At 75.2% G+C, this 12,161-nt stretch carries 14 protein-coding genes and 2 pseudogenes; 9 read left to right on the forward strand and 7 right to left on the reverse strand.

Translation table 11 applies throughout. From position 1 onward, the window contains the following. The 3 genes and pseudogenes from SSNG_RS30105 to SSNG_RS30115 all read left to right on the forward strand — a co-directional run. Positions 1–1,216, forward strand: a pseudogene (locus SSNG_RS30105) (hypothetical protein); the annotation flags it as partial. Continuing rightward, positions 1,213–2,592: a hypothetical protein gene (locus SSNG_RS30110; RefSeq protein WP_007267722.1), complete on the forward strand. Its 1,380-nt coding sequence runs from the start codon at positions 1,213–1,215 to the stop codon at positions 2,590–2,592. The pseudogene SSNG_RS30105 and the gene SSNG_RS30110, both read left to right, overlap by 4 nt. Before the next feature lie 310 nt (positions 2,593–2,902). Beyond that, positions 2,903–3,058 (forward strand): hypothetical protein, encoded by a 156-nt coding sequence (locus tag SSNG_RS30115; RefSeq protein WP_042802301.1) that lies wholly within the window; start codon positions 2,903–2,905, stop codon positions 3,056–3,058. Between the two features lie 88 nt (positions 3,059–3,146). Here the strand turns inward: SSNG_RS30115 and SSNG_RS30120 are convergent. Further along, a pseudogene (locus SSNG_RS30120) lies at positions 3,147–3,693 on the reverse strand (type 1 glutamine amidotransferase domain-containing protein). A 221-nt stretch (positions 3,694–3,914) separates the two neighbouring features. Here SSNG_RS30120 and SSNG_RS30125 point away from each other — a divergent pair. Together SSNG_RS30125 and SSNG_RS30130 are read left to right on the forward strand one after the other, a co-directional pair. Further along, positions 3,915–4,361: a flavin reductase family protein gene (locus SSNG_RS30125; RefSeq protein ID WP_128637573.1), complete on the forward strand. Its 447-nt coding sequence runs from the start codon at positions 3,915–3,917 to the stop codon at positions 4,359–4,361. A gap of 103 nt (positions 4,362–4,464) precedes the next feature. Continuing rightward, the gene (locus tag SSNG_RS30130; protein WP_007267726.1) at positions 4,465–4,971 is read left to right on the forward strand and encodes a hemerythrin domain-containing protein; all 507 of its coding nucleotides are present in this window, start codon (positions 4,465–4,467) and stop codon (positions 4,969–4,971) included. 54 nt (positions 4,972–5,025) lie between these two features. Here SSNG_RS30130 and SSNG_RS30135 read toward each other — a convergent pair whose 3' ends face one another. The 6 genes from SSNG_RS30135 to SSNG_RS30160 all read right to left on the reverse strand — a co-directional run bounded on the left by SSNG_RS30135 (position 5,026) and on the right by SSNG_RS30160 (position 8,630). Further along, positions 5,026–6,039 (reverse strand): glutathione S-transferase C-terminal domain-containing protein, encoded by a 1,014-nt coding sequence (locus SSNG_RS30135; protein ID WP_042804360.1) that lies wholly within the window; start codon positions 6,037–6,039, stop codon positions 5,026–5,028. Between the two features lie 5 nt (positions 6,040–6,044). Continuing rightward, positions 6,045–6,434 carry a hypothetical protein gene (locus SSNG_RS43090; protein WP_007267728.1) on the reverse strand — a complete coding sequence of 130 codons (390 nt, stop codon included), beginning with the start codon at positions 6,432–6,434 and terminating at the stop codon, positions 6,045–6,047. A 210-nt stretch (positions 6,435–6,644) separates the two neighbouring features. Beyond that, entirely contained in the window at positions 6,645–6,851 is a 207-nt protein-coding gene (locus SSNG_RS30145; protein ID WP_007267729.1) for a CDGSH iron-sulfur domain-containing protein, read from the reverse strand. A 51-nt stretch (positions 6,852–6,902) separates the two neighbouring features. Continuing rightward, positions 6,903–7,676, reverse strand: a complete 774-nt coding sequence (locus tag SSNG_RS30150; RefSeq protein ID WP_007267730.1) for a metallophosphoesterase — start codon at positions 7,674–7,676, stop codon at positions 6,903–6,905. Beyond that, entirely contained in the window at positions 7,673–7,927 is a 255-nt protein-coding gene (locus SSNG_RS30155; RefSeq protein WP_007267731.1) for a hypothetical protein, read from the reverse strand. Before SSNG_RS30155 ends, SSNG_RS30150 begins: the two co-directional genes overlap by 4 nt. Positions 7,928–7,970: 43 nt before the next feature. Then, entirely contained in the window at positions 7,971–8,630 is a 660-nt protein-coding gene (locus tag SSNG_RS30160) for a nucleotidyltransferase family protein (RefSeq protein WP_241695150.1), read from the reverse strand. 127 nt (positions 8,631–8,757) lie between these two features. On the opposite strand from SSNG_RS30160, the gene SSNG_RS30165 reads away from it, so the two are divergent. The 4 genes from SSNG_RS30165 to SSNG_RS30180 form a co-directional block, all read left to right on the forward strand. Further along, entirely contained in the window at positions 8,758–10,047 is a 1,290-nt protein-coding gene (locus SSNG_RS30165) for a cytochrome P450 (RefSeq protein WP_007267733.1), read from the forward strand. Next, entirely contained in the window at positions 10,019–10,342 is a 324-nt protein-coding gene (locus SSNG_RS30170; protein WP_007267734.1) for a hypothetical protein, read from the forward strand. The genes SSNG_RS30165 and SSNG_RS30170 overlap by 29 nt, the downstream gene beginning before the upstream one ends. Before the next feature lie 24 nt (positions 10,343–10,366). Then, positions 10,367–11,041, forward strand: a complete 675-nt coding sequence (locus tag SSNG_RS30175) for an HAD family hydrolase (RefSeq protein ID WP_007267735.1) — start codon at positions 10,367–10,369, stop codon at positions 11,039–11,041. Between the two features lie 168 nt (positions 11,042–11,209). Continuing rightward, positions 11,210–12,161, forward strand: a 952-nt coding sequence (locus SSNG_RS30180; protein ID WP_050779777.1) for a YbdK family carboxylate-amine ligase, incomplete at its 3' end; no start/stop codon positions are given.

The raw sequence follows: 12,161 nt of genomic DNA on the forward strand, positions 1-12,161 counted from the left end.
GGCCGTGGCCGACGAGACCCGCGTCCGGGTCTGGGAGCCGCACTCGCCCGATGAGCGGGCCGTCCCCGATGACCGGGCCGTCCCCGATGACCGGGCGGTGCCCGCCGGCCGGGCCGCGTCGACGGCCCGGCGGGGGCCCCGGGGCGGCGACCCCCGCGCCCACCCGCGGGCCGTGGTCGCCACCGGAGCGGCGGGGGAGTTCCTGCTGTGCAGGTCCGAGGACGGTGACGTCCTCGTGAGCCTGCACACCCCGGCCGGCCCCCGGCTCGTCGGCCCGCTGCTGTCCCACGGCGACCCGGTCACCGCCCTCGCCGCCGTGCCGGACGGGGAGCGGTGGACGGTGGCGGCCGTCGGCCGCCGGACCGCCCGCGTGTGGACCCTCGGCCCCGGCCTGGACACCGAGGCCACCGACGAACTCCACCTCGCGGGCGCCCGCGACGTCCCCGTACCGTCCGTCGCCCTGCACGCGGCCGCCGGACGGCGCCTCGAACTGTTCTGGCCCTCCGGCCAGGGCGTGGCCTGCTGGGAACGCGCCCCCGCGCCCGGCACGGGCTGGACCCGCGGGACCACCCGGCCGATGGGCGCCTCGGGCGCGGTGCAACGCCTCGCCGTGGCCGGGACGCCTCAGGGGCGGTCCTGGCTCTCCGCGTGGGGCGGCGACGCCGTGCGCGTCTGGGACCTCGACGCCGCGGGGGCCAGACCCTTCCCGGTGGACTCCGTCCTGATCCACGCGGTCGCCACCGGGGTCCTGCGCAAGGGGCGCCGGACGGTCCCGCTGGTGGCCATCGCGTCCGGCAACGAGGTGGAGATCGCCGAGTGCGAGGGCTGGCTCTTCGGCACCGGCACCACCCTGCCGCCGCCACCCGGCGACGCCCCCCTCGACGGCCTCGCGCTGGCCGGCCCGGCCCACCGGCCGCTGCTGGTCGGCTGGCGGAACACCTCCGGCCGCCTCCACCTGTGGGACGTCGTCGCCGAACGGGCGCTCCCCGACGTCGAACCCCGCGGCTACGACGTCTCCCAACTGGCCTCCACCTTCGGCGACGCGGGCATCACCCTCCTGGTACGGGGCGGCCCGCAGGCCGCCCTCCGCTGCGACCAGCTGCTGCTGACCCCGCAGAACCTGATCCGGCTCGGCGTTCCGGTCACCGCGGCGGACACCGCCGGGTTCCGTCCACCCACCCCACCCACCCCCTTCCCCGAGGAGCAGCTGCCGTGAAGGACGACCTCGTCGTTGTCGTACCGGGCATCATGGGCACCGCGTTGACCTGGGAAGGCGCGGACGTCTGGAACCTCGGCCCGCGCGCCGCCGCCGGGCTCTTCCGGCCGGGGACGACGCTGGAGCGGCTGCGGCTGCAGCAGGGGATCGGGGACGAGGACCCGGAGCCGCGGCACGCCCTGTCCCTGGGCGGCCCGATCCGGACCCAGCGCGTCCTGCCCGGCCTCGTGGCGCACCTCGGCTACGGCGGACTGGCCGGGCGGCTCGGCATCGAGCGCGAGCGGCTGGCCGTGTTCCCGTACGACTGGCGGCTCAGCAACGTCAACTCCGCCATGAAACTCGAACGGTTCGTCGGCGAGCGCCTCGAACGGTGGCGGACCGGCGCGGACCCGGAGCGGTTCCCGGGCGGGCGGGACGCCAAGGTGGTCTTCGTCTGCCGCTCCATGGGCGGTCTGGTCGTACGGCACTACGTGGAGGTGCTCGGCGGCCACGGAGTGACGCGCGCGGTCGCCTCCCTCGGCACGCCCTACCTGGGCAGCGTGAAGGCGCTCCGGTTCCTGCTGGGCGAAGGGCTCGGACCCCTGCCGGGGGCGTGGCGGGAGGCGATCGCCGAGGTCTGCTCGACGTACCCGTCCCTGCACCAGTTGCTCCCGGTCTACCGGGCGGTCGTGACCGACGACGGCTACCCGGCCCGGCTCGGCGAGGTACCGCCGGTCGCCGGGCTCTCGACCGCGATGGTCGTGGACGCCTTCAGGTTCCACCGCGAGATGCAGAAGGCCGCCAGGGCGAACAGGGCGAACGAGGCGGGCGGGGCCGCCGGCTACGACCTCGTCCCGCTGGGAGGCGCCACCCACCGCACCGCGCACGGCGTCTCGTTCGACACCGCGGGCCGCCCCATGTTCCACGACGGCCTGCCCGGCGAAGGCGGCCCGTGGCTGGGGGACGGCACCGTCCCGCAGCTGTCCGCCACCCCTCCGGAGCACCGCACCACGGCGACGACCATGTGGTTCCCGCACCGGCACGCCTCGCTCCTGGACGCCGTACCCGTGCAGTACCAGCTGCGCCACATCTGCAACGGCGTCGAACGCCCCCGGTTCCTCGCCTCGGACCACGACATCGGCATCGAACTCCCGGACGTGGCCCTCGCGGGGCAGCCGATCGAGGTGTGGGCCACGCACGCGGACCGCGCCATGGACCTCCGCGTCCGGCGCCTCGCGGAGGACGGCCGGTGCGTCGCCGCCGAGCCGATGCGGCCCGCCGGCGACGGACGCTTCCGCGCGGAGCTGCGGGCCGAACCGGGGACGTGGACCCTGGAGGTGTCCTCCCCGACGATCGGCTACGCGTGCCGGGACGCCGTCCTGGTGATGGAGGGATAGCCGGTCCGCGCGGTCAGTCGGGCGGTTCCGGCACCGGCTCCTCGGGGTTGCCGTCCGGGGGGTCGGACGGGGGGCCGGACGGGCGGTCCGGGGGGTCCTGCGGCCGCGGGTCGCGGGGGACCGGATCGGGGCCGGACGGGACCGGTTCGGGCCTCTCGGGCGGTGGCGGGGTCGGATGCGTCACGGCTTACTCACCTCTCCTGCGGCGGACCGGACCCGCGCATGGAGCGGGAGACCGGGGGCATGCGCTCCCTGCGGGCGCCCGGTCCTCGGGCGTCCCGTTCCGGTCGTCCTGCTCTGGAGGTGGGTCATGGTTCCGCTCCTTCTGGTCCTGCTGCTGATTCTGCTGCTGTTCGGCGCCGGCTTCGCCGTGAAGCTGCTCTGGTGGATCGCCCTCGCGGTGCTGGTGCTCTGGCTCGTGGGCTTCGTCGCCCGCGGCAGCGGCGGGCGCTGGTACCGGTGGTAGGACACCGCAGAGCAGGGCCCGGGGGCCTGCCGGAGACGGCGGGCCCCCGGGCGTCGCCACCGCCGTCCGGGTGACACCGGGCCGGACCTCAGGCCTGCACCGCCCGGTCGAACTCACGGAGCACGGCGGCGCAGAAGACGTCCAGGTCGTCCGGCTTGCGGCTGGTGACCAGCGTCGACCGCGCCGCCCGGCAGACCCGTACCGGCTCGTCCACCCAGGTGCCGCCGGCGTTGCGGATGTCGGTGGCCAGGCTCGGCCACGAGGTCAGGGTCCGGCCCCGCACGACGTCGGCCTCGACCAGGGTCCACGGGGCGTGGCAGATCGCGGCGACCGGCTTCCCCTGGGTGAAGAAGCTCCTGGTGAAGCCGACGGCCCGCGCGTCCGTCCGCAGGGCGTCGGGATAGAAAGACCCCGCCCGGCAGGACCAGCGCGTCGAAGGCGTCGGCGGTGTCCCCGGCGAGGACGTGGTCGACGGTGAAACGGCCGGCCCGGTCGAGGTGGTCGAACGCCTGGACCTGTCCGGCCTCCGTCGAGACCAGCTGGGGGTTCCAGCCGGCCCCCTCGACGGCCTTCCACGGCGCGGTCAGTTCCACTTCCTCGACCCCTTCGAGCGCGGTCAGAAAGGCGATGCGCACCGAATCCACCTCCTCGTGCTCGATCCGGTTCGCGCGTACCACCCCCGCCTGGCCCGGACACGCGGCGCCCAAGCACCCGCTTCCGCGGTGCGGTGGCCGACGATGGGAAGGGTCTCCGCGGCGCCCCGCCGCGGCCCGGCAGCAAAGGAGCCGCAGTGCCGCAACCGGACCAGCAGCCCGACCCTGACCTCGGCGACCTCGCCGAGGCGGTGGACGGCACGATGTACGTCGTCACGGCCGCCGCGGGCGGGCGGCGGGCCGGCTGCCTGGTCGGTTTCGCCTCGCACTGTTCGATCGACCCGCCGCGCTTCGTGGTGTGGCTGTCGACCGCCAACCACACCTACGGCGTCGCCCGGGCGGCCCGCCACCTCACCGTGCACGTACTGGGCCGGGACCAGAAGGCCCTGGCGGAGCTCTTCGGCGGGCGGACGGGCGACGACGTGGACAAGTTCGCCCGCACCGCCTGGCGGCCCGGGCTGGACGGCAGCCCGGTGCTGTCGGACGTACGCGTCTGGTTCACCGGCCGCGTCGAGCAGGTCGTCGAGGCCGGCGGCGACCACGTCGGCTTCGTGCTCTCCCCGGCCGGGCCCGGCGCCGTGCCCGCGGAGCCGCCCGGGCCGCTGCGCTTCGGCGCCGTCCGCGACGTGGAGGCCGGTCACCCGGCCTGACCGGCGGGCGGCCGGGGGCCGCCGGCCGCAGGGGCGGGTTTCAACCGGCCGCGAGCGAGCACGCGCCAGACGACCGACGGACCCCGATCGAGGAGGTAGAGCCATGCCCGAGTCCGCGGACCGCAGGGAACAGGACGTCGTCGCGGTGATCCTGGAGGACCACCGGACCATGGAGGAGCTGTTCCGCAGGATGCGCAGCGTCGAGGACGACCGCGCGGGAGCGCTGCGGGAGTTCTCCGCGCTGCTCATCGCCCACGGCGAGGCGGAGGAGTCGGAGGTCTACGGCGCGCTCAAGCGCTTCCGGAACGTCGACGACGAAGAGGTCGAGCACGGCGTGGAGGAGCACGAGGAGGGCAACGAGGCGCTCCTCGCCCTGCTGGAGGTGGACGAGGTCGGCTCCGAGGAGTGGGACTCCAAGCTGGAGGACCTGGTCCGGGCCGTCTCCCACCACCTGGACGAGGAGGAGCGGACCATCCTCAACGGCGCCCGCGAGAACGTCCCGGACGAGCGCAGGGCCGAGTTGGGCGCCGCGTTCCTGAAGGAGCGCGAGCGGCAGCTGGAGTCGGACTGCGGCAGCATCGAGAACGTCCGGGCCGTCGTGAAGCGGTGACCGCCGCCGTGGTGAGCCGGTGACCGCCGTCGTGAGCCGGTGACCGGCGGGCCGCTACGGCGGGCCCGCGCCCGCGAGGGGGTTGTGGCCCGCCGGCACCCGCTCCGCGGCGGACGGCGGCCCCGGCGGGGTGCCGTCGCCGAAGGGCCGGCCGCCGAGGCCGGCCCGGTCGTGCGGGGCGAGCCAGGTCTCCGGCTCGGGCCCGGCCGGCACGATGCCGGTGGGATTGATGTCGGTGTGCACCAGGTGGTAGTGCCGCTTGATGTGGTCGAAGTCGACGGTGTCGCCGAAGCCGGGCGTCTGGAACAGGTCCCGCGCGTACCCCCACAGCACCGGCATCTCCGCGAGCTTGTTCCGGTTGCACTTGAAGTGCCCGTGGTACACGGCGTCGAAGCGGACGAGCGTGGTGAACAGCCGTACGTCGGCCTCCGTGATGGTGTCACCGACCAGGTAACGGGAGCGGGCGAGCCGGTCGCCCAGCCAGTCGAGCCGGGCGAACAGCCGCTCGTACGCCTCTTCGTAGGCCTCCTGGGAGCCGGCGAACCCGGCCCGGTAGACGCCGTTGTTCACGTCCCGGTAGACCACCTCGTTCACCGCGTCGATCTCCGGCCGCAGCGCGGCCGGGTACAGCTCGGGCGCGCCCGGGCGGTGGTGGGGCGCCCACTCCAGCGACATGTCGATCGTGATCCGCGGGAAGTCGTTCGTGACCACCGCGCCGGTCGGGACGTCGACGATCGCGGGGACCGTGATGCCGCGGTCGTAGCCGGGCTCCCGCGCGAGGTAGGCCTCCTTGAGGCGCTCGATGCCGAGCACCGGGTCCCGGCCGCCCGGATCGAGGTCGAAGGTCCAGCTGTCGTCGTCGTGGACCGGGCCGGCCACGGCCATCGGCAGCGCCTGCTCCAGACCGAGCAGCCGCCGTACGACCACGGCCCGGCTCGCCCACGGACAGGCCCGGCTGACGACGAGGCGGTAGCGCCCCGGCCGCACGGGGAAGCCCTCGCGCCCGTCGGCGGTGATCCGGGTCGCGATGTAGCGGCTGTCGCGCTCGTACCCCTTGCCGGGGCTCACGTACGTCACGCCGTGCGCCTCCCCGCGTGGTGCCCCGGCGAACGCGCGGCGCTGCGGCGGCGGGCGGCCGTGGTCCGCGCCACGTCGGGGGCGAACACCTGCGCGGAGCGTTCCGCTCGCAGGGTCTCCAGGATCCGGATCTGCCGCTCGGCCCGCCTCAGCAGCGCGTGCAGGCGGGCCCCGTCGACCCGGACGCCGCCGTCCGCCAGCGCCTGGAGCGCCCGCCACATGCAGGCCTTGCCCTCCACGCCCAGGCGCATCGCCTCCAGCTCCAGGACGTCGCTGAGCGGCGAGCGGGTGAACAGGTGCCCGTTCAGCTTGAGCCGGCCGGCCTTCTCGGCGAGCCGGCCGAGGGCCGCGCGGCCCCGTGACTCGGGGACGCCGAGGCCGGCCATGAGGGCGCGCAGGCTCTCCCGGTCCTCGGCGACCTCCTGGGCCAGCGCCGCCAGCGGCGGCCCGAGGGGCCGTGCCGCGGTGGGCCCGGGCGGCGCGGCGCAGCAGTTCGGTGCCGGCGCTCGCCCCGGTGAGGTGGTCGTTGAGGTAGACGCCCAGCAGCTCGGGGGCCGGGCGGTCGGGGGCCGGGCCGTCGGCGGCGGGGCGGCTGTTCATGACGGTTCCTCTCGGTCGGGCGGGCCCGTGCACGGCGCCCCGCCGTCCCCGGGCGCCGCTTCGCGGCGGCGGGGCCGGTGGCTGGTGTCGCACCACGGATAGGTGCGGCTGCGGCGGCAGGTGCACACGGCGACGGTGAACCGGTCGGAGCGGACGACGGTGCCGTCGTCGAGGACGACCTCCACGGGGCCCTCGACGAGCACCGGCCCGCCCGGGGTCCACCGCCACGCGGCGGGCGGCGCGGTCGGGGGAGTTCATGCGCGTGCCTCCTGGGGGGTGGTGGAGGCCCCGTGCGCCGCGGCGCCGTCGGGGGAGAGGTGGTACACCGAGAACGCCTGCCCGATGACGGGCATGGCCACGTTGCGGACCTGGACCCCGCCCGCCGTCATTCCGTGCTCGGTGCCGAGGTGGGCGTGGCCGTGGACGGCGAGGTCGGCGCCCTCCTCGTCCATCGCCTCCGCGAGGAGGTAGCTGCCGAGGAAGGGGTAGATCTCCCGGGGCTCGCCCGCCAGGGTGTCCGGCACGGGGGAGTAGTGGGTGAGCGCGATGCGCAGCGCGCTGCCGGCCTCGCGCAGTTCGCGCAGGGCCCGCCCGAGGGCCTCCGCGCTGTCGCGCGTGTAGCGGATGAAGGACTTCATCTCGGGTTCGCCGAACTCGCTGCCGGCGCGGCCGGCGAACCCGCCGCAGAAGCCCTTGGTCCCGGCGATCCCCACGGGGGTGCCGTCGACGTCGAGGAGGACGCCGTCGCCCTCCAGCACGTACAGGCCCGCCGCGCGCAGCTCGTCCGCGACGGCCTCCTGACGGTCGCTCTGGTAGTCGTGGTTGCCGAGCACCGCGACCACGGGCACCGGCAGCCCGGCGGCCTCGGCGGCCACCACCCGTGCCTCCTCCGGGGTGCCGTGCCGGGTCAGGTCGCCGGCGAGGAGCAGCAGGTCGGCGCAGTTGCCCAGGGTGTCGAAGGCGGGCCGCAGCACCCCGGCGCTGCCCGGGCCGAGGTGGATGTCCCCGACGGCGGCGACGCGGATCACGACAGCTCCTCGGCGTGGTCGGGGGGCTGGGCCCGGCTCAGGGTGATGTCCCCGTACCAGTCGTGGCCCGCCAGCTCCTCGCCGGCGATCCGCAGGATGGCCGCCTTGCGCTCCTCGTCGCCGACGCAGCCGCGGAGCACGGCGCGGGCGCCGTGCAGCTCGACCCGGACACCCAGCTCGGCCAGTTCCTCGCGGGCCAGCCGCTCGCGCAGGTGCTCGATGCGGTACTCGATGATGCCGGTGGAGCTCATGTTCCTTCTCCCGTCATTCCTTCTCCCGTCACTTCCGCTCCCGTCATTCCGCTCCCGTCACGTCCGCGCGTTCGATTACGCGGAGCCGTTCGAGCAGGTGGAAGAACGCGTCGGGCAGCGGCAGCGCCCGGTGGTCGCGCTCCAGCCGGGCCCAGTCGATCTGCTCGCGCAGCATGCGGGCCATGGGCAGCAGGTCGCCGAAGTCGCAGTAGTGCTCGCACAGCGCGGCGAGGCGGCTGTCCATCAGGTCGGTGGGGGAGAGGACCGGCATCCACACCGAGTCCACCGCCTTGACGCTCGCCCGCTCCAGCAGCTCCGTGCCGACCGGACGCCGGGCCAGTTCGAAGATCAGGTCGATCTCCTCCCCGCCCGAGCGGCCCTTGACCAGCCAGTCCTCGGGGGCCCGGCGCATGTCGATGCCACCGTCCTCCAGGGCCTTGATCGCCTGGTCGGCGTCCTCGGGGCGCACGCAGAAGTCGGTGTCGTGCTGGAAGCGGGCCGGCAGGCCGTGGGCGAAGGCGGCCACGCTGCCGGCGAGGGCGAAGGGCGGCCCCGAACGCTTCAGGAGGGCCGCCACCCGCTTGGTCGTCTCCAGGATCGCCTGGGTGTGGTCCTTCGGCAGCACGCCCTCGGCCGGGGCGGGAGCGGTCAGGCCCTCCGGCGGGGCGATGCCCCCGAGGGCGGAGGAGGTACGAACGGCCACGGGGCGCCTCCCTGGTTCCACCCGCACGGTGTCACGGTCGGGCATGGCCCCCGCCTAACCCGTCCGGCCGTCTCGAAACCCCCGGGACACGAGGAGTGCCGCGGGGCGCGCCGGGTAGGCGCGCGGCATGTCCCCACTGATCGACAGCACGGTCCCCCTGCTGGTCCAAGGCTACGCCTGGGCCCCCGACCTGCGGCGCCGCCACGGCGACCCGCCCGCCGTCCGGACCCGGCTGATGGGCCGGCCCGCCCTCCTGCTGCACGGACCGGCCGCCGTGGAGTTCTTCTACGACGAGCGGCACGTGCTCCGGGACGGCGCCCTCCCCGGACCCGTGCTCGACACCCTCTTCGGACGGGGCGCCGTCCACACCCTGGACGGCGAGCGGCACCGGGTCCGCAAGGCCCTGTTCGTTTCCCTGCTGATGCGGGACGGCTCCGTGGACGAGCTCACCGCACTCGTACGCCGGCACTGGACGGCCGCCGTCGACGGATGGCAGGGCCGGGGCGCCGTCCTGTTCGACGAGGCCGCCACCGTTCTCGCCCGGGCCGTCTGCGACTGGACCGGCCTCGCCGTACCCGAGGACGCCGCCCGCGAGATCGCCGAGGACTGCGTGGCCATGGTCGACGGCTTCGCGACCCCCGGACCGCGCCACTGGCGGGCCCGCCGGGCCCGGGCCCGCCAGGAGGAATCCCTCGCGCGCACCGTGGAGGAGCTGCGCGGCGGAGTGACCCGCCTCCACCAGGCCCTCCCCCCGGGCGGCGGGCACACCGCGCTGGAGACGGTCGCCCGGCACCGCGACGCCGACGGCCGGCTCCTCGACGCCCGCACTGCGGCCGTGGAACTGCTCAACGTCATCCGCCCCTGCGTCGCCGTCGCCTGGTTCGCGGCCTTCGCCGCGCACGCCCTGCACCGCAGGCCCCGGCTCGCCGACGCCCTGCGGGCGGACGACGGCGCGTACGCCAGGGCCTTCGCCCACGAGGTGCGGCGCTTCTACCCCTTCGTGCCCTTCGTCGGCGGTCTCGCCGCCCGCGACCTGCGCTTCGGCGGCCAGGCCGTCCCCGAGGGCACCCTGGTCCTCCTCGACGTGTACGGCCACCACCACGACCCCGCCCTGTGGCCCGACCCCTACCGCTTCGACCCGCTGCGCTTCCTCGGCCGCGAGCCCGGCCCCGGAGCACTCATCCCCCAGGGCGGCGGCGACGCCCGCACCGGCCACCGCTGCCCCGGCGAGGACATCACCGTCGGCCTGCTCGCGGAGTTCGCCTCCGCCCTGGCCGGCCTGGACACCGACGTCCCCGAGCAGGACCTGCGGATCCCGCTCCACCGCATCCCGACACGGCCGCGCAGCGGGTTCACCGTGTCGGTCCCGTCCCGGCAGAGGAGTCACCATGCCCCGAGGTTCCAGTCCCAAGCGTGAACGGCAGTACGAACACATCAAGGAGAGCGCCGAGGAACGCGGCGAGAGCCCCGAGCGGGCCAAGGAGATCGCGGCGCGCACCGTGAACAAGGAACGCGCCCGCGCGGGCGAGTCCAAGACCGCCAGCAAGAGCTCGCTCGACGACATCTCCTCCTCCCGGCGCGGCGGGCTGCACTCCCACAGCGGGTCGCGGGGCCCCACGTACGACCAGCTCTACGCGGAGGCCAAGCGCCGCAACCTGCACGGCCGTTCCTCCATGGACAAGGCCGAACTCGAACGCGAACTGGGCTACTGAACCCCGACCCCCCGGGAGGCACGCATGAACCGGGCCGCACTGTTCGACGTCGACGGCACCCTCGTCGACACCAACCACCTGCACGTCACCTGCTGGTGGGAGGCACTGCGGCAGGCGGGACACGAGGTCGCCATGCACGACGTCCACCGCGCGGTCGGCCTCCCCGGCGAGGACCTGCTCGCTCACCTGCTCGGCGAGGACCGCGACACCGCCGAGGACGAGCGGCTGTCCGCCGCGCACGAGACCCTCTACGCGACCTGGTTCGACCGCCTGCCCCCCTTCGGCTCGGCGGCCCGCCTGCTGCGCGAACTGGACCGGCGCGGCTGGCGGGTGGTGCTCGTGACCTCCGCCAAGGACGCCGAGCTGGACGCCCTGCGGCGGGCCGTCGACGCCGACGACGCCATCACCGCCACGGCCAGTTCCGACGACGTCGACAAGGGCAAGCCCGCACCCGACCCGGTGCACCACGCGCTCGGCCTCGCGGACGCGCCCGCACGCGGCTCCGTCCTCGTCGGCGACACGGTGTGGGACATGCGGGCCGGCACCCGGGCCGGCGTCTCCTGCGTCGGCCTGCTGTGCGGCGGCATCCCGCGCACCGACCTGGAGGAGGCCGGCGCCCGCGCGGTGTACCGGCACCCGGCCGACCTGCTCGCCCACCTCGACCGCAGTCCCTTCGCGGCGGCGGAGCGGGCCGGATGACGGCGGTACCGCGACCCCGGGCCCGGGGTCGCGGTACCGCGCATGATGGACGTGGAAGGTGCTCACGGCCGCGGGGCTCCGCGACGCCGCGGACGGGCCTCGGTGACCGCGCCCCGCATGGCGGCACGGCCGACGGGTAGGTGCCGGGCACTCGGCAAGGAGGACCCGATGGACGTTCTGACCATGGGGGTGGAGGAGGAGTTCCACCTCGTCGACCGCGACAGCAGGGCGCCGGTGAACCGGGCTCCGGAGGTGATCGGAGAGCTCGCGGCGGAGCTGGGCGATCAGGTCCAGGCCGAGTTCTACGACACCCAGGTGGAGGTCTGCACCCTGCCCGCCGCCGACCGCGATGACCTGCGCCGGCAGCTGGTGCGGCTGCGGTGCTCCGTCGCGGAGGCCGCCGCGCGGGCCCGCTGCCTGGCGGTGGCCTCGGGGAGTCCCGTCGTCCCGCCGCAGGAGCCGCTCACGATCACCGACAACCCCCGCTACCGCCTGATGGCGAGCCGGTTCCCCGGGCTCCTGGGGCCCTACCGCCTGGTCTGCGGCTGCCACGTCCACGTCGGCTGCCTCGACCGGGGCCGGGCCCTCGCGCTGGCGAACCAGATGCGGCCCTGGCTGCCGGCGCTCCAGTCGATCACCGGAAACTCCCCCTTCGTCTGTGGCCGCGACACCGGCCTCGACAGCTGGCGCTCGGTCGCCTACTCCGACTGGCCGACCGTGGGGCCGCCGCCCCTGCTCGACGAGCCCCAGTACCTGGAGTACGTCGACGGCCTGGTCGCCGCCGGGGTGCTGCTCGACCGCCGCATGGTCTACTGGCACGCCCGCCCCTCCGAGCACGTACCGACGCTGGAGATCCGCATCGCCGACGTCAACGCCGACCTCGACACCGTCGTCCTGACGGCCCTCCTGGTACGCGGCCTCGCGTCGGCCCTGCTCGAAGAGGTCGACGCCGGCGTACCGCCGCCCGAACCGCCCGAGCGGGTGCTGCGCGCCGCCCACCGGCTGGCCGCCCGGTACGGGATCGACGGACCCGGCCTGGACGTGTGGACCGGCGGGCGGGCGCCCGCCCGGATGCTCGTCGACCGGCTGGTGGAGCGGGCGGCCCCGGGGCTGGAGCGGG

The organism is Streptomyces sp. C (genome assembly GCF_000158895.1).
Lineage (GTDB): Bacteria > Actinomycetota > Actinomycetes > Streptomycetales > Streptomycetaceae > Streptomyces > Streptomyces racemochromogenes.

Excerpts from the sequence above, each read along its gene's own strand:
- SSNG_RS30115 (WP_042802301.1), top strand. The coding sequence starts at position 2,903 with ATGGTTCCGCTCCTTCTGGTCCTGCTGCTGATTCTGCTGCTGTTCGGC.
- SSNG_RS30155 (WP_007267731.1), bottom strand. The coding sequence starts at position 7,927 with ATGAGCTCCACCGGCATCATCGAGTACCGCATCGAGCACCTGCGCGAG.
- SSNG_RS30170 (WP_007267734.1), top strand. The coding sequence starts at position 10,019 with ATGCCCCGAGGTTCCAGTCCCAAGCGTGAACGGCAGTACGAACACATC.
- SSNG_RS30125 (WP_128637573.1), top strand. The coding sequence starts at position 3,915 with ATGTACGTCGTCACGGCCGCCGCGGGCGGGCGGCGGGCCGGCTGCCTG.
- SSNG_RS30130 (WP_007267726.1), top strand. The coding sequence starts at position 4,465 with ATGCCCGAGTCCGCGGACCGCAGGGAACAGGACGTCGTCGCGGTGATC.
- SSNG_RS30175 (WP_007267735.1), top strand. The coding sequence starts at position 10,367 with ATGAACCGGGCCGCACTGTTCGACGTCGACGGCACCCTCGTCGACACC.
- SSNG_RS43090 (WP_007267728.1), bottom strand. The coding sequence starts at position 6,434 with ATGGCCGGCCTCGGCGTCCCCGAGTCACGGGGCCGCGCGGCCCTCGGC.
- SSNG_RS30165 (WP_007267733.1), top strand. The coding sequence starts at position 8,758 with ATGTCCCCACTGATCGACAGCACGGTCCCCCTGCTGGTCCAAGGCTAC.